The 15,486-nt window shown below is 72.0% G+C and carries 12 protein-coding genes; 3 read left to right on the top strand and 9 right to left on the bottom strand.

The window, feature by feature from the left end; genetic code table 11:
* Positions 1-4: 4 nt before the first annotated feature.
* The 5 genes from F3L20_RS13725 to F3L20_RS13745 all read right to left on the bottom strand — a co-directional run bounded on the left by F3L20_RS13725 (position 5) and on the right by F3L20_RS13745 (position 7,517).
* A complete protein-coding gene (locus tag F3L20_RS13725; protein ID WP_150154633.1) occupies positions 5-967 on the bottom strand; it encodes an HpcH/HpaI aldolase/citrate lyase family protein in 963 nt (320 codons plus the stop codon).
* Positions 964-2,991 carry a protein meaA gene (locus F3L20_RS13730; RefSeq protein ID WP_150154634.1) on the bottom strand — a complete coding sequence of 676 codons (2,028 nt, stop codon included), beginning with the start codon at positions 2,989-2,991 and terminating at the stop codon, positions 964-966. Before F3L20_RS13730 ends, F3L20_RS13725 begins: the two co-directional genes overlap by 4 nt.
* A gap of 14 nt (positions 2,992-3,005) precedes the next feature.
* Entirely contained in the window at positions 3,006-4,349 is a 1,344-nt protein-coding gene (gene ccrA / locus F3L20_RS13735; RefSeq protein WP_150154635.1) for a crotonyl-CoA carboxylase/reductase, read from the bottom strand.
* Positions 4,350-4,729: 380 nt separating this feature from the next.
* The gene (locus F3L20_RS13740) at positions 4,730-5,545 is read right to left on the bottom strand and encodes a TetR family transcriptional regulator (RefSeq protein WP_206338893.1); all 816 of its coding nucleotides are present in this window, start codon (positions 5,543-5,545) and stop codon (positions 4,730-4,732) included.
* 160 nt (positions 5,546-5,705) lie between these two features.
* On the bottom strand, positions 5,706-7,517 hold the full coding sequence (locus tag F3L20_RS13745) for a 3-hydroxyacyl-CoA dehydrogenase family protein (RefSeq protein ID WP_150154637.1): 1,812 nt from the start codon (positions 7,515-7,517) through the stop codon (positions 5,706-5,708).
* A 382-nt stretch (positions 7,518-7,899) separates the two neighbouring features.
* Between F3L20_RS13745 and F3L20_RS13750 the strand changes: the two genes are divergently transcribed.
* Complete coding sequence (locus F3L20_RS13750; RefSeq protein WP_150154638.1) at positions 7,900-8,505, top strand: adenylosuccinate lyase; 606 nt, start codon at positions 7,900-7,902, stop codon at positions 8,503-8,505.
* A 46-nt stretch (positions 8,506-8,551) separates the two neighbouring features.
* Here the strand turns inward: F3L20_RS13750 and F3L20_RS13755 are convergent, their stop codons facing one another.
* The 4 genes from F3L20_RS13755 to F3L20_RS13770 form a co-directional block, all read right to left on the bottom strand.
* Positions 8,552-9,076, bottom strand: a complete 525-nt coding sequence (locus F3L20_RS13755) for a GNAT family N-acetyltransferase (RefSeq protein WP_150154639.1) — start codon at positions 9,074-9,076, stop codon at positions 8,552-8,554.
* Positions 9,073-9,471 (bottom strand): RidA family protein, encoded by a 399-nt coding sequence (locus F3L20_RS13760; RefSeq protein ID WP_150154640.1) that lies wholly within the window; start codon positions 9,469-9,471, stop codon positions 9,073-9,075. Before F3L20_RS13760 ends, F3L20_RS13755 begins: the two co-directional genes overlap by 4 nt.
* A gap of 47 nt (positions 9,472-9,518) precedes the next feature.
* Positions 9,519-11,105 carry an alpha/beta hydrolase gene (locus F3L20_RS13765; RefSeq protein WP_150154641.1) on the bottom strand — a complete coding sequence of 529 codons (1,587 nt, stop codon included), beginning with the start codon at positions 11,103-11,105 and terminating at the stop codon, positions 9,519-9,521.
* A 133-nt stretch (positions 11,106-11,238) separates the two neighbouring features.
* Positions 11,239-12,276 (bottom strand): Rv2578c family radical SAM protein, encoded by a 1,038-nt coding sequence (locus tag F3L20_RS13770; protein WP_150154642.1) that lies wholly within the window; start codon positions 12,274-12,276, stop codon positions 11,239-11,241.
* A 158-nt stretch (positions 12,277-12,434) separates the two neighbouring features.
* Here F3L20_RS13770 and F3L20_RS13775 point away from each other — a divergent pair, with 158 nt between their 5' ends.
* Both F3L20_RS13775 and F3L20_RS13780 read left to right on the top strand, forming a co-directional pair.
* Positions 12,435-12,881, top strand: a complete 447-nt coding sequence (locus tag F3L20_RS13775) for an SRPBCC family protein (protein WP_150154643.1) — start codon at positions 12,435-12,437, stop codon at positions 12,879-12,881.
* Positions 12,882-13,047: 166 nt separating this feature from the next.
* Positions 13,048-15,480 (top strand): MFS transporter, encoded by a 2,433-nt coding sequence (locus F3L20_RS13780; RefSeq protein ID WP_150154644.1) that lies wholly within the window; start codon positions 13,048-13,050, stop codon positions 15,478-15,480.
* The last annotated feature ends 6 nt before the right edge of the window (positions 15,481-15,486 follow it).

Here is a 15,486-nt window from a genome sequence, read left to right on the forward strand (position 1 = left end):
GTCCTCAGGCCTCCGGGATCTCGAACGTCGACGTGCGCCGCATCCCGGCCGCGCGCCCCTTGCCCGCGATGACCAGGGCCATCTTGCGGCTGGCCTCGTCGATCATCTCGTCGCCGAGCATCGCGGAGCCCTTCTTGCCGCCCGCCTCGGACGTGTAGTAGTCGTACGCGTCCAGGATCAGCTCGGCGTGGTCGTAGTCCTCCTGCGACGGCGAGAAGATCTCGTTGGACGCCTCGACCTGGCCGGGGTGCAGCACCCACTTGCCGTCGAAGCCGAGCGCGGCGGCGCGCCGCGCGACCTCGCGGTAGCCGTCGACGTTGCGGATCTGGAGGTAGGGGCCGTCGATCGCCTGGAGGTCGTTGGCGCGGGCGGCCATCAGGATCTTCATCAGGATGTAGTGGTAGGCGTCCGCCGGGTAGCCGGGCGGCTGCTCGCCCACGACCAGCGACTTCATGTTGATGGACGCCATGAAGTCGGCCGGGCCGAAGATGATGGTCTCGATGCGCGGGGAGGCCTGGGCGATCTCGTTGACGTTGTTCAGGCCCTGCGCGTTCTCGATCTGCGCCTCGATGCCGATCCGGCCGACCTCGAAGCCCATCGTCTTCTCGATCTGCGTCAGCAGCAGGTCCAGGGCGACGATCTGCTGGGCGGTCTGCACCTTCGGCAGCATGATGCAGTCGAGGTTCTGGCCGGCCCCCTCGACGACCGTCACGACGTCCCGGTACGTCCACTCGGTCGTCCAGTCGTTGACGCGCACCACGCGGGTCTTGCCGGTCCAGTCGCCCTCGTTGAGGAACTTGACGATGGTGTGCCGCGCCCCGGGCTTGGCGAGCGGGGCGCAGGCGTCCTCGAGGTCCAGGAAGACCTGGTCCGCCGGGAGGCCCTGGGCCTTCTCCAGGAAGCGCGGGTTCGAGCCGGGTACCGCCAGGCAGGAACGCCGAGGGCGAAGGCGGTTGACCGTGGTCATGCGGGGACCTCCAGGGGGTCGAGCTTGTTCGCGGTGCGGATCTCGTCGACGATGCGGCCGATGATCCCGGTGATGTCGAAGTCCTTCGGGGTGAAGACCGCGGCGACTCCCGCGGCCCGCAGTTGTTCGGCGTCACCGCTGGGGATGATGCCACCGGCGATCACGGGAATGTCCGTGGCGCCGGCCACACGGAGCCGGTCGAGCACGTCCGGCACCAGCTGGGCGTGCGATCCGGAGAGGATGGACAGGCCGACCGCGTGCACGTCCTCCGCCAGCGCGGCGTCCACGATCTGCTCCGGGGTGAGCCTGATGCCCTGGTAGACCACCTCGAACCCGGCGTCGCGGGCCCGCACGGCGATCTGCTCGGCGCCGTTGGAGTGACCGTCCAGGCCCGGCTTGCCGACCAGGAACCGCAGCTTGCCCACGCCGAGGTCCTTGGCCGTCAGTTCCACCTTCCGGCGGACGTCCGACAGGGGGGATCCCTCTTCGGCGGCGACCGCCACGGGAGCGGACGACACCCCGGTCGGCGCGCGGAACTCGCCGAACACCTCGCGCAGCGCGCCGGCCCACTCGCCGGTGGTCACGCCGGCCCGGGCGCACTCCAGGGTGGCCTCCATGAGGTTGTCGGTGCCCCGCGCGGCCTCCTTCAGCTTCTCCAGCGCCTTGCAGGGGCGCGGGTGGTTGAAGGGCGGCTGGTAGCGGGTGTCGCGCCAGTGCTGCAGCGAGGCGATCACCCGGGCCTCGACCGCGGGGTCGACGGTCTGGATGGCGGTGTCCAGGTCGGCGGTGAGCGGGTTGGGCTCGGTGGACTCGAAGGCGTTGACCCCGATGATCTTCTCCTCGCCGGACTCGATCCGCGCCCGGCGCTCGGCGTGCGAGGAGACCAGCTGGGACTTGAGGTAGCCGGACTCGACGGCGGCCATCGCGCCGCCCATCTCCTGGATCCGCCCGATCTCCGCGGTCGCCTCCGCGACCAGCTCCTCGACCTTCGCCTCGATCACCTTCGAGCCCTCGAAGATGTCGTCGTACTCCAGCAGGTCGCTCTCGTAGGCGAGGACCTGCTGGATGCGCAGCGACCACTGCTGGTCCCAGGGGCGGGGGAGGCCGAGGGCCTCGTTCCAGGCGGGCAGCTGCACGGCACGCGCGCGGGCGTCCTTGGAGAGGGTGACGGCCAGCATCTCCAGCACGATGCGCTGGACGTTGTTCTCCGGCTGCGCCTCGGTCAGCCCGAGTGAGTTGACCTGGACGCCGTAGCGGAAGCGGCGGTGCTTGGGGTTCTCGATGCCGTACCGCTCGCGGGTGACGGTGTCCCAGATGCGGCCGAACGCGCGCATCTTGCACATCTCCTCGACGAAGCGGACGCCCGCGTTCACGAAGAAGGAGATGCGGCCGACCACGTCGCCCATGCGCTCCTGCGGCACCTGGCCGCTGTCACGCACCGCGTCGAGCACGGCGATCGCGGTGGACATCGCGTACGCGATCTCCTGCACCGGCGTGGCCCCGGCCTCCTGCAGGTGGTAGCTGCAGATGTTGATCGGGTTCCACTTGGGGATGTGGGAGACCGTGTACGCGATCATGTCGGTCGTCAGGCGGAGCGACGGCCCCGGCGGGAACACATGGGTGCCGCGGGACAGGTACTCCTTGACGATGTCGTTCTGGGTCGTGCCCTGGAGCTTGGTGACGTCCGCGCCCTGCTCCTCGGCGACGACCTGGTAGAGCGCCAGCAGCCACATGGCGGTGGCGTTGATCGTCATCGAGGTGTTCATCTGCTCCAGGGGGATGTCCTGGAACAGCCGGCGCATGTCACCGAGGTGCGCGACCGGCACTCCGACCCGGCCGACCTCGCCGCGGGCGAGGACGTGGTCGGAGTCGTAGCCGGTCTGGGTCGGCAGGTCGAAGGCGACCGACAGCCCCGTCTGCCCCTTGGCGAGGTTGCGCCGGTACAGCTCGTTGGACGCCTCGGCGGTCGAGTGGCCGGCGTACGTCCGCATGAGCCACGGACGGTCCTTCTGACGCTCTGTCATGGTCCTGCCCGCCCTCAGACGTTACGGAAGCGGTTGATGGCGTCGATGTGCTTGGCCCGCTTCTCGTGGTCGCGCACGCCGAGGCCCTCCTCGGGCGCCAGGCACAGCACGCCGACCTTGCCCTGGTGGAGGTTGCGGTGCACGTCGTACGCGGCCTGGCCGGTGTCCTCCAGGGCGTAGGTCTTCGAGAGCGTGGGGTGGATCTTGCCCTTGGCGATGAGGCGGTTGGCCTCCCAGGCCTCGCGGTAGTTGGCGAAGTGGGAGCCGATGATGCGCTTCAGGGACATCCACAGGTAGCGGTTGTCGTACTGGTGCATGTAGCCCGAGGTCGAGGCGCAGGTGGTGATGGTGCCGCCCTTGCGGGTGACGAAGACCGAGGCGCCGAAGGTCTCGCGGCCGGGGTGCTCGAAGACGATGTCGATGTCCTCGCCGCCGGTGAGCTCGCGGATGCGCTTGCCGAAGCGCTTCCACTCCCTGGGGTCCTGGGTGTTCTCGTCCTTCCAGAACTTGTAGCCCTCGGCGTTGCGGTCGATGATCGCCTCGGCGCCCATCCTCCGGCAGATCTCCGCCTTCTGGTCGCTGGAGACGACGCAGATCGGGTTGGCGCCGCCGGCCAGCGCGAACTGGGTGGCGTACGAGCCGAGGCCACCGCTCGCGCCCCAGATGAGGACGTTGTCGCCCTGCTTCATGCCGGCGCCGTTGCGGGAGACCAGCTGGCGGTAGGCGGTGGAGTTGACCAGGCCGGGGGCGGCGGCCTCCTCCCAGCTGAGGTGGTCCGGCTTCGGCATCAGCTGGTTGGACTTCACCAGCGCGATTTCGGCGAGGCCGCCGAAGTTGGTCTCGAAGCCCCAGATGCGCTGCTCGGGGTCGAGCATCGTGTCGTTGTGGCCGTCGGAGGACTCCAGCTCGACGGACAGACAGTGCGCGACGACCTCGTCGCCGGGCTTCCAGGAGTTCACGCCGGGACCGGTGCGCAGCACGACGCCCGCGAGGTCGGAGCCGATGATGTGGTACGGCAGGTCGTGGCGCCTGGCCAGCTCGCTGGTGCGGCCGTAGCGCTCGAGGAACCCGAAGGTGGACAGCGGCTCGAAGATCGACGTCCACACCGAGTTGTAGTTGACCGAGGAGGCCATCACGGCGACCAGGGCCTCGCCGGGGCCCAGCTCGGGCAGCGGCACGTCGTCCAGGTGGATCGACTTGCGGGGGTCCTTGTCGCGGGTGGCGAGGCCCGCGAACATCTCCGTCTCGTCCTTGTGCACGGTGATCGCGCGGTACGACTCGGGAAGCGGCAGGGCGGCGAAGTCCTCCGACGTGGAGTCGGGCGACTGGATCGCGGCCAGGATGTCCTTGACGGTCACGGTGTTGCCTCCGGCGATGGGCGCCCTGAGGGAGGGGCGCTGAGGGTTACGTCGGTGTGCTGCTGAGGGTTGAGGGGTGCCGTCGGTTCGGCGGTGGTGCTTCGGCAGCGCGTGGTGTGCGCGGGAGGTTGCCTGTGACGCAGGCGTCCGGACGTGCGGGCTGTGGACCCGCCGGGACGCGCCCGGACTCCTTCAACGTATGGCACGCCGTGTCAGTCGGCAAGGCACTGCGTGCCAGAACTTGGGCTCAGGTGAAATCTTTACGCATCAGATGAGCGATGATCGATCGAAACGGCCCGGAAGTGCGGGTGAAAAGCGCCCCTGACATGGCAAAACGGCCACCCTGAGGGGTGGCCGTCATCACAGCGGTGAAGAGTGGTTCAGCGCTCCTTGAGCGCCTGCTCGATGGCCCGCATGACCTCGTCCAGCGGGGCGTCGGTCCGGGCGACCGTCACCAGCACCTCGTCGTGGGCGGACGCCGTGACCGTGGCCGGCCGCGCCGGGGCGGCGGAGCGCCGGCCCGCCATGATCCCGGTGCCGAAGGTCTTCCGCACGATCGCGAAGGCGTGGTCCAGCTGCGCCTCCACATCGCCCTGGCCGCCCGCCCGCAGCCAGCGCCGCAGCACGTGGTTGTGCGCCGTGACCACCGCGGACGCGGCGACCTCCGCCAGCAGCGGGTCGTCATTGGCGTCGTCGTCATGCGCGTGCTCGTCGAAGTGGCCCAGCAGATAGCGGGTGAACAGCCGCTCGTAGCGGGCCACCGAGGCGATCTCCGCCTCGCGCAGCGTCGGGACCTCGCGGGTCAGCTTGTAGCGGGCGACCGAGATGTCCGGCCGCGCCGCGTACATCTTCATGACTTCCTTGATGCCCCGGCACACCGTGTCGAGCGGATGCTCGTGCGCGGGGGCGGCGTTGAGCACCGCCTCGGCGCGGACCAGGGTGTCGTCGTGGTCCGGGAAGATCGCCTCTTCCTTCGAGCGGAAGTGACGGAAGAACGTGCGGCGGGCCACCCCGGCAGCGGCCGCGATCTCGTCGACGGTGGTCGCCTCGTACCCCTTGGTCGCGAACAGCTCCATCGCGGCGGCCGCGAGCTCCCGGCGCATTTTCAGCCGCTGGGCGGCGGCACGCGAGCCGGCGGTGGACTCCGGCGGCTCGGTCGTGGCTGGCGTACGTACGGACTTGGCGGGCTGGGACATGCCCTGAACGTACTGCATGCGCGCAGCTCGGTGCGCGTGACCGGGGCTTCCCCGCCTCGGGGGGCGGGGGCGGGCGGTGCGGGCGGGCGGCGGGAACCGGTCGGGATCCAGCAGCCCGCCCCACTCGGCACCGCCCGGGAGCGGCTCGCCGGGGTACCGCTCAGCGCTTGGCATATTCGCGGAAGCCGCGGCCGGTCTTACGGCCGAGGCAGCCCGCGGCCACCAGGTGCTCCAGCAGGGGCGCCGGGGCCAGACCCGGGTCGCGGAACTCGCGGTGCAGCACCTTCTCGATGGCCAGCGAGACGTCCAGCCCGACGACGTCCAGCAGCTCGAACGGGCCCATCGGGTAGCCGCCGCCCAGCTTCATCGCGGCGTCGATGTCGTCGAGGGTGGCGTAGTGCTCCTGCACCATCTTGATCGCGTTGTTGAGGTACGGGAACAGCAGCGCGTTCACGATGAACCCGGCCCGGTCCCCGCAGTCCACGGCGTGCTTGCGGATCCTCGCGCAGACCTCCCGCACGGTGGCGTGCACGTCGTCACCGGTCAGGACCGTGCGCACCACCTCGACCAGCTTCATCGCCGGCGCCGGGTTGAAGAAGTGCATGCCGATCACGTCCTGCGGGCGCGAGGTGGCGCGGGCGCAGGCGACGACCGGGAGGGAGGAGGTGGTGGTGGCGAGCACCGCGCCCGGCTTGCAGACCTTGTCCAGCGTCGCGAACAGCTGCCGCTTGACCTCCAGGTCCTCGGCGACCGCCTCGACCGCGAGGTCGACGTCGGCGAAGTCGTCGTAGGTGCCCGTCGCACGGATCAGGTCCAGGGTGCTCGCGGCCGCCTCGGCGGTCATCCGGCCCTTGTCGACCGACCGGGACAGCGACGTGCCGATGCGTGCCCTGGCACGCTGTGCCTTCTCCTCGCTGCGGGCGGCCAGGACGACCTCGAAGCCCGCCTTGGCGAAGACCTCGGCGATCCCGGACGCCATCGTGCCCGAGCCGGCCACGCCCACCGAGCGCACCGCACGGCCCGCGGCCGAGGGGCCGTTCTCGCGCGGGGTGAGGGCGTCCTCGACGACCGTGCCGCTGCCCGGCGCCTCGTAGGTGTAGAAGCCCCGGCCCGCCTTGCGGCCGGTCAGGCCCGCCTCGCTGAGCTGCTTGAGGACCGGCGCGGGGGCGTGCAGCCGGTCGCGGGAGGCAGCGTACATGGCCTCCAGGACGGTGCGGGCGGTGTCGACGCCGATCAGGTCCAGCAGCGCCAGCGGCCCATCGGCAGGCCGCAGGCAGGCCAGCCGCCGCATCGCGGCGTCGATGTCCTCGCGGGAGGCGTAGTTGGCCTCGTACATCGCGGCGGCCTGGTTGAGGTAGCCGAACAGCAGGCCGTCGGCGACGAACCCGGGCCGGTCGCCGACCGCCACCGGCTCCTTGCCCAGGTCCAGGGCGAGGTTGGTGACGGCGGTGACGGCGGCGGGCGCGGTCAGCACGCTGGAGACGACCTCGACCAGCTTCATCGCGGGCGCCGGGTTGAAGAAGTGCATGCCCAGCACCCGCTCGGGGTGGGCGGAGTCGGCGGCCAGCCGGGTCACGGACAGCGCGTTGGTGCCGGTGGCCAGCACGGTGTCCGGCCGCACGACGCCGTCCAGCTCACGGAAGATCTGCTGCTTGATCTCGTACGACTCCGGCGCGACCTCGATCACCAGGTCGGCGTCGGCGGCGGCCGAGAGGGCGGTGGCGGTGGTGACCCGGGCGAGGAGTTCCTCGCGCTGCCGGCCGGTCAGCCGGCCGCGCTCGACGGCCCGGGCGGTGGAGGCCTCCAGGGCGGCGACGCACTTCGCGGCCTGGGCCTCGCTGATGTCGATGCCGACGACGTCGCGGCCGGCGGCGGCCAGGACCTCGGCGATGCCGGTGCCCATCGTGCCGAGGCCGACCACGGCGATCGTCCGGAGCGGGGACAGGGGGGTGTCGGACAGGGGAGTGGCCATCGCGGGACTCCAGGAATGAGGGTGACGACGGAAGCCGCGCCCCGGTGCGCCGACAGGCGCACCGGGTGCGTGCTGGATGCGGGTGTTGGCCGGGCTGCGAGCGCACACGCCCGGTCCGCCGGCGAAGCGGCGGAGGATCCGACCGGCCCTGTCCCGGGGCCGAGCCGTACTGCGGTACACGGGGTACCGAACCGACTGCGTCCCCCACTGCCCGAAGGGCGTGGGAGGTGCCCCCATCAGCGGCCGCGTCACCAGACCGCTGTGAGGAGGGTGCGAGTGGGTAACTCGCTCGTCTGAGATTAACCCGCGGGTAACGAGCGCGCCAGCCCCCGGATTTGTGAGGTAGCTCCCGCGCCCGGTGTGACCGCCCTAACCTCGTCGCATGGACGAAGAGTTGCGAACGCTCACGGAGCGCTTACGGGCGGAGGCCGGCGGATCGGCCGCCTTCGAGCGGCTGGCCGCCACGGACGACCACGACGTCCTGGCCGGCGTCCTCACCGCTCCAGGACAGCCGTTGTGGGCCCGTGAACTGGCCGCGTTCCGGCTGGGGACCGCCGGGGACCGGAGGGCGTTCGAGGCGCTGGTGCTGCTGCTCAACCACCGCGACCCGCCGCGCTGCGCCGCCGCCGCCCACGCCCTGGCCCGCCTCGGCGACCCGCGCACCGCCCGCGCCGCGGCCGCCCTCGCCACCAACGAACTGCGCGTCGCCTACGCCCTGCACCCGGTCCGCCTGCTCATCGAGCTGCGCGCCCCCGAGGCGGTCCCGGCCCTGATCACCACCCTGCGGCGGCGGCTGCGCCCCCAGGACCCCTACCGACGGGTCGCGCTCGCCTGCGTGGAAGGGCTGGGCGCACTCGGCGACCCCCGCGCGGAGTCCGTCCTCGGCGAGGCGCTCGCCCACCCGGCACTGGCCCAGGCGGCGGTCCGGGCCCTGGCCCGCATCCCCCGCCAGGGGAGCGCGCGCGGCCGGATCCCCGGGCAGCGCTAGAGGATGACGGGCCGTCACCCGCCGCCCGGCCCCGGCAGCGTGCCGCTCACACGAGTTCCCGCACGTACCGCACCTCGGGGACCCGGATTCCGGCCAGTTCGAAGTGCTCCTCGGTGCCGTCCGCCGTGTAGCCCGCGGCCGTGTAGAAGCGCCGGGCGCGCGCGTTGTCCCGGAGGACCCACAGGAACACCCGCCGGTGGCCGGCCGCCGCGCAACGGCCGGTCACCTCGGCCAGCAGGACGCGCCCCAGCCCCTGGCCGATGCGCTCCGGCGGCACGTACAGCGCGTACAGCTCCGCGTCCTCGGTGCGCACGTCGCCGTCCCGGTACGGGCCGTACGCGGCCCACCCGGCGAGGGTGCCGTCCGCCGCCTCCGCGACCAGGTCGACCACGCTGCCGTCGCCGGCCGCCAGCCGCGCCCGCTGCCGCTCGGCCTCCTCCCCGGCGTCCATCCCGTCCAGGTGGGCCTGCGGGACCAGCCCCCGGTACGCGTACCGCCACCCGGCGACCCGTATCCCGGCGACGCCCGCGCAGTCGTCGGGGGTCATCGGACGGATACGCGGGCCGGTCATGCCGGGACCACCGCGAGAGCCTCGACCTCCAGGAGGAACTCCGGGCGGACCAGGGCGGCGACCTGGACGGCGGAGGCGGCCGGGAGGCGGTCGTCGGGGACGTGGGCGGCGCGGGCCGCGCGGACGGCCGGCAGGTGCGTCATGTCCGTCACGAAGTAGGTGAGCTTCACGACGTCGTCGAACGTCGCGCCGGCCGCCGCGAGACAGCGCCGGAGGTTCTCGAAGACCTGGCGGGCCTGCGCCCCGGCGTCGCCCTCACCGACGAGTGCGCCGTCCTCGTCCAGGGCGAGCTGGCCGGAGACGGCGACCAGGCGGCCCGTGCCCGTCACCACGTGGGTGTACTGGGCCGCGGGCGCCACTCCGTCGGGGGCGGGTATGCGCGTGAGGTGGGTCATGCGGATCATCATGGCCCACCGCCGCGCGCCACCGCCCCTGGGTAACGTCAGATGCGGGAGCCGAGCAGGCCGTGCAGGACCGAGCCGCGGGCCGTGCCGGGCGCCGCCTTCGACGTCAGCGGCTTCGGGTCGGGCAGCGCCGCGCACACCGCGTCGGCGTCCCCGTGACTGCCGCGCGGCACCGTGCCGTCGGCCAGGTAGGCCGCCAGGTGCCGGTCCAGGCAGGCGTTGCCGCTCAGGGTGATGCCGTGGTTGCCGCCGCCCGACTCGACCACCAGGGCCGAGCGCTCCAGCCGGCGGTGCAGGGTGACGGCCCCGTGGTACGGCGTGGCCGCGTCGTCCGTGGCCTGGAACAGCAGCGCCGGCGGCACCTGGCCGGTCGTGTTGATCCGCTCCGGGCGCACCGACTCGGTCGGCCAGAACGCGCACGGTGCGTTGTACCACGCGTTGTTCCAGGACATGAACGGCGCCCGCTCGTACATCTCCCAGTTGTCCTTGCGCCACTGTGCCCAGTCCCGCGGCCAGCCGGCGTCCCGGCACTCGATCGCCGTGTAGACGCTGTAGCCGTTGTCCCCGGCGACGTCGTTCGCGCCGAAGTTCTCGTACGCCTCGACCAGCGGCTCGGCGTCGTCGTCGTTCACGTACGCGGCGAACGCCTCGGCGAGGTAGGGCCAGTAGCCGTTGTAGTAGCCGCCCGGGACGAAGGTGTCCTCGAGCTCGGCCGCGCCGACCTTCCCGCCCGCGGGGTTCTCCTTCAGCGCGGACCGCATCGCGTACCAGGCCGTCTCGATCTTCTCCGCGTCGGTGCCCAGGTGGTACGTCGCGTCGTACTTGGCGACCCAGTCCATGAAGGCGCGGTGGCGGGAGTTGAACGCCTGGTTCTGGTCGAGGTTGGAGTCGTACCAGACGCCGGTGGGGTCGACCACGGAGTCCAGCACCAGGCGCCGTACCCGCTGCGGGTACAGCTTGGCGTAGACGGTGCCGAGGTAGGTGCCGTAGGAGTAGCCGAAGTAGTTGATCCGCTCGGCGCCCAGCGCCTGCCGGACGACTTCCAGGTCGCGCGCGGCGGCCGTGGTGGTCATGTGCGGCAGCAGGTCCCCGTACTTCTCGCCGCACGCCTCGGCGAAGGACTTCGCGCGCCTCAGGTTGGCCTGCTCCACCTCGGGCGAGGTGGGCACCGAGTCGGGGCGTACGGCGTCGAAGTGGCCGGGCACGCAGTCCAGCGCCGGGCGGCTGTCGCCCACCCCGCGCGGGTCGAACCCGATGACGTCGTACTCGGCGGCCACCTTCTTCGGCAGCGACGCTGCCACGAACCCGGCGAGCGTCAGTCCGCTGCCGCCCGGGCCGCCCGGATTCACCAGCAGCGGGCCCTGGTACTTCTTCGCGGTGTGCGGGACGCGGGAGAGCGCCAGCGTGATCGTGCGCCCGGAGGGGGCGGCGTGGTCGAGCGGCACCTCGACGGACGCGCACTGCAGCGTCGGGTAGTCGTCGGTGCCGCACTTCTTCCAGGCGGGCGCGGCGGCGCGGAACGTCTCCGGGGCGTGCGGGGCGCCGGCCTCGGCGGGCACGGCCGTGAGGCCCGAGGCCACGACGACGGCGGCGGCGCCGCACAGCACGGCTGCGCGTTTTCTCATGGTTCTCCCAGGACGATGTGCTGCGGACCGCGACACTCACGGCTCACGCGGCATCGTCCCGATGTGGCGCCCCACCTGAACGTGTTCCGTCAGTTGTTGACCCAATTGGGCCGCCGGATGCGCTCGGATGCCCTCAGAGCAGCGTCAGCTGGGTCGGCAGCTCCGCCTCCGGTTCCTCGGGTGCCGGGGCCGGGACGCGGCGCCGCGCCTCCGCGCGGTCCGGGCCGATGCCGTACTCCCGGGCCAGGTCGTGCACCTGACGCGTGATCCGGCGCTGGTACCACCGGGGGGCGTAGGCGCCCTCGGCGTACAGCCGCTCGTAGCGGGCCACCAGATGCGGGTGGTGCTCCGCCAGCCAGGACATGAACCACTCGCGGGCGCCGGGCCGCAGATGGAGCACCAGCGGGGTGACCGAGGTGGCACCCGACGCGGCGATGGCCCGCACGGTCGCCCTCAGCTGCTCCGGACGGTCGCCCAGGAACGGGATCACCGGCGCCATCAGCACCCCGCAGCCGATGCCGGCGTCCGTGAAGGCGCGCACCACGTCCAGCCGCCGTTCGGGCGCCGGGGTGCCCGGCTCGACCGTGCGCCACAGCTCCTCGTCGGTGAAACCCACCGAGACCGAGACGCCGACGTCGGTCACCTCGGCGGCCTGCCGCAGCAGGGGCAGGTCGCGCAGGATCAGTGTGCCCTTGGTCAGGATCGAGAAGGGGTTCGCGTGGTCGCGCAGGGCCTCGATGATGCCCGGCATCAGCCGGTAGCGGCCCTCCGCGCGCTGGTAGCAGTCGACGTTGGTGCCCATCGCTATGTGCTCGCCGTGCCAGGAGCGGGAGGCCAGCCGGTGGCGCAGCAGCTCGGGGGCGTTCACCTTGACCACGATCTGGCTGTCGAAGCCGAGCCCGGTGTCCAGGTCCAGGTAGCTGTGGGTCTTGCGGGCGAAGCAGTAGACGCACGCGTGCGTGCAGCCCCGGTAGGGGTTCACCGTCCACTCGAACGGCATGCGGGAGGCACCCGGCACCCGGTTGACGATGGAGCGGGCCCGGATCTCGTGGAAGGTGATGCCACGGAACTCGGGCGTGTCGAAGGTGCGGGTCGTGACCGCCTCCGCGCCGAACAGCGCGGTGTCGGCACGGCTGTGTTCGGAGTCCGGTGAGAGGTTCTCCCAGCGCATGACGCCTCCTCGGTGTCGCTGGCCACAGAATAGAACACATGTTCCCTTGATCGTGCGAGCGACATCTTCGGTCACTTCCGGAACCCCGATTTGGGCGGCCGGGCACGGGGGTGGTTGGCTTGCCCCGACCCTGGAGAACCCAGCCCTGGAGGAAAGCGATGGCGCAGGTCGAGGCCACCACGGAGCGGATCGTCGCGGCGGACGCGGAGACAGTGTTCGACGCCCTCGCCGACTACAGCGGCACCCGCGCCAAGCTGCTGCCCGAGCAGTACAGCGAGTACGAGGTCCGTGAGGGCGGTGACGGAGAGGGTACCCTCGTGCACTGGAAGCTCCGGGCCACCAGCAAGCGGGTGCGCGACTGCCTCCTGGAGGTCACCGAGCCGACCGACGGCGAGCTGGTCGAGAAGGACCGCAACTCCTCGATGGTCACCACCTGGCGGGTCACGCCGGCCGGTGAGGGCCGCTCCCGGGTCGTCGTGACCACCGTGTGGGACGGGGCGGGCGGCATCGGCGGCTTCTTCGAGCGCACCTTCGCCCCCAAGGGCCTCGCCCGCATCCACGACGCCGTCCTGGCCCGCCTGGCCGCGGAGGTCGAGAAGCAGTGAGGGGCGGTCGCCGCCAACTCCGATGAGCTGACACGGAGTTGAATCCTCCGTCACCGGTTCGGGTGATCTCTCGGCGGACCGTCTCCGTGCCGTAACTCGTCGCGCTTGCTCGTAGTTGTCGCTTTTACGCGGGAATTGTCCGGCAGTGCGACGAGGAGAGCGGCACGTGGGCGGGATCACTCTGACGCAGGACGAGCCGGTCACGGCTCCATCGGCCGGGGGGCCGCCGCCCCCCGTGCCACCGGCCGGGGACCCGCCGTCCCCGGCCCCGGAGACCGGACCGGCCCTGAGCCCCGGCCGGGTCCGGCTGGTCTTCGTCGCCCTGATGCTGGCGCTGCTGCTCGCCGCCCTGGAGCAGATGATCGTCGCCACCGCGCTTCCCAGGATCGTCGGGGAGCTGCACGGCCTGGACAAGATGTCCTGGGCGATCACCGCCTACCTGCTCACCGCCACCGTCGGACTGCCGGTGTACGGCAAGCTCGGCGACCAGCTGGGCCGCAAGGGCGTCTTCCAGTTCGCCATCCTGGTGTTCGTCGTCGGCTCCGCGCTCGCGGGCCGGGCCACCACCATGGACCAGCTGATCGCCTACCGCGCGGTGCAGGGCGTCGGCGCGGGCGGCCTGATGATCGGCGTCCAGGCGATCATCGCGGACATCGTGCCCCCGCGGCAGCGCGGCCGCTTCATGGGCCTGATCGGCGCCGCCTTCGGCCTCGCGTCGGTCGCCGGACCCCTGCTCGGCGGCTACTTCACCGACCACCACTCCTGGCGCTGGTGCTTCTACATCAACGTGCCCTTCGGCCTCGTCACCATGGCCGTCGTCGCCGCCGTGCTGAAACTGCCCAAGCCCACCGGCCGCCGCCGCTTCGACGTGCTCGGCACCCTGCTGCTGACCGCCGCCTCCACCTGCCTGGTGCTGCTGACCAGCTGGGGCGGCACCGAGTACGCCTGGGGCTCCCGCACCGTGCTCGGCCTCGGCGCGGGCGCCGTCGCGGCCACCGCCGCCTTCCTGGCCGTCGAGCGCCACGCCGCCGAACCGCTCATCCCGCTGCGGCTGTTCCGCGACTCCGTCTTCAACGTCACCGGCCTGGTGGGCCTGGTCATCGGCGTCGCCCTGTTCGGCGCCGCCAGCTACCTGCCCACCTACCTGCAGATGGTCGACGGCGCCTCGGCCACCGAGTCCGGACTGCTGATGCTCCCCATGATGGGCGGCATCGTCGGGACGTCCATCGTCTCCGGCCAGATGATCAGCCGCTCCGGCCGCTACCGCGGCCACCCCATCGTCGGCGCCGCCCTGTCCGTCGTCGGCATGTGGCTGCTGTCCCGCCTGGAGACCGACACCCCGCGGCTGCACTACAGCGTCTGGATGTTCGTCCTCGGCGCCGGCATCGGCATGGTGATGCCCGTCCTGATCCTCGCCGTGCAGAACTCCGTGCGTCCCGCGGACCTCGGCACCGCCACCAGCGCCAACAACTACTTCCGGCAGATCGGCGGCAGCGTCGGCGCCGCCGTCTTCGGCACCCTGTTCGCCGGCCGGCTCACCGACGCGCTCGCCGAGCGCCTCCCGGCCGGCACGGCCGGCGCACCGGCCGACGCCGAGTCGATCACCCCCGAGCTCGTGCACGCCCTGCCGCCCGAGCTGCGCGACGCCTACATCCAGGCCTACGCGGACGCCATGCCGCGCATCTTCCTCTACCTCGTGCCGGTGCTCGTCCTCGGCCTGCTCATCGCCTTCTTCCTCAAGGAGAAACCACTGGTGTCCCACCACACCCCCACCGCCGACCCTGCCCAGGAAGCACCGCGGTTCGACCCCCGCGTGCCGCCGGCCCGCTCCGCGCCCAGCGGCGGCATCCCCGTCTGCGGCACCGTCCAGCACCCCGACGCCACCCCCGTGCCGCACGCGGCCCTCACCCTCATCGACGTCTCCGGGCAGCAGACCGGACGCGGCGCCAGCGGCCCCGACGGACGGTACGCGCTGGCCACGCCAGGACCGGGCTCGTACGTCCTGATCGCCGCCGCCGGCGGCCACCAGCCGCAGGCGGTCTCCGTGACCGTCGGCGAGCGGCCGGTCGAGCTCGACGTCGTCCTCGGCGGCGCCGGCCGGCTCGCGGGCAGCGTCCTCACCGCCGACGGCACCCCCGTGCGGGACGCCGCCGTCACCCTCACCAACGTGCACGGCGAGGTCGTCGCCAGCACCCGCAGCGGCCGGGAGGGCGGCTACGTCATCACCGAACTGGTCGCGGGGGAGTACACCCTCGCGGCCAGCGCCCCCGCCTTCCGTCCGGCGGCCCTGCCGGTCACGGTGCAGGCGGCCCGCGAGACCCGGCAGGACGTGGAACTGGCGGGCGGGGCGGTGCTGCGCGGCACCGTGCGGGCCGGAGGCGGACGGCCGGTGGAGGACGCGCGGGTGACGCTGCTCGACGCGGCGGGCAACGTCGTCGACACCCTCACCACCGGCCCCGACGGCACCTTCCGCTTCGTCGACCTGTCGTCCGGCGAGTACACGGTCATCGCCGCCGGCTACCCGCCGGTCGCCACCGTCCTCCAGGTGGCCGGCGGCGGCCGCACCGAACGTGACCTCCAGCTGGGGCACGAGGACTGACCCTCC

Origin of the sequence: Streptomyces tendae, assembly GCF_008632955.1 — a bacterium.
In the GTDB taxonomy this organism is placed as follows: Bacteria; Actinomycetota; Actinomycetes; order Streptomycetales; family Streptomycetaceae; genus Streptomyces.

What these genes read in the sequence shown, in the direction of transcription:
- F3L20_RS13760 (WP_150154640.1), bottom strand. Translation starts at nt 9,471, where the DNA reads ATGACCCACCTCACGCGCATACCCGCCCCCGACGGAGTGGCGCCCGCG.
- F3L20_RS13730 (WP_150154634.1), bottom strand. Translation starts at nt 2,991, where the DNA reads ATGACAGAGCGTCAGAAGGACCGTCCGTGGCTCATGCGGACGTACGCC.
- F3L20_RS13755 (WP_150154639.1), bottom strand. Translation starts at nt 9,076, where the DNA reads ATGACCGGCCCGCGTATCCGTCCGATGACCCCCGACGACTGCGCGGGC.
- F3L20_RS13775 (WP_150154643.1), top strand. Translation starts at nt 12,435, where the DNA reads ATGGCGCAGGTCGAGGCCACCACGGAGCGGATCGTCGCGGCGGACGCG.
- F3L20_RS13725 (WP_150154633.1), bottom strand. Translation starts at nt 967, where the DNA reads ATGACCACGGTCAACCGCCTTCGCCCTCGGCGTTCCTGCCTGGCGGTA.
- F3L20_RS13770 (WP_150154642.1), bottom strand. Translation starts at nt 12,276, where the DNA reads ATGCGCTGGGAGAACCTCTCACCGGACTCCGAACACAGCCGTGCCGAC.
- F3L20_RS13745 (WP_150154637.1), bottom strand. Translation starts at nt 7,517, where the DNA reads ATGGCCACTCCCCTGTCCGACACCCCCCTGTCCCCGCTCCGGACGATC.
- F3L20_RS13740 (WP_206338893.1), bottom strand. Translation starts at nt 5,545, where the DNA reads ATGTCCCAGCCCGCCAAGTCCGTACGTACGCCAGCCACGACCGAGCCG.
- F3L20_RS13750 (WP_150154638.1), top strand. Translation starts at nt 7,900, where the DNA reads ATGGACGAAGAGTTGCGAACGCTCACGGAGCGCTTACGGGCGGAGGCC.
- F3L20_RS13765 (WP_150154641.1), bottom strand. Translation starts at nt 11,105, where the DNA reads ATGAGAAAACGCGCAGCCGTGCTGTGCGGCGCCGCCGCCGTCGTCGTG.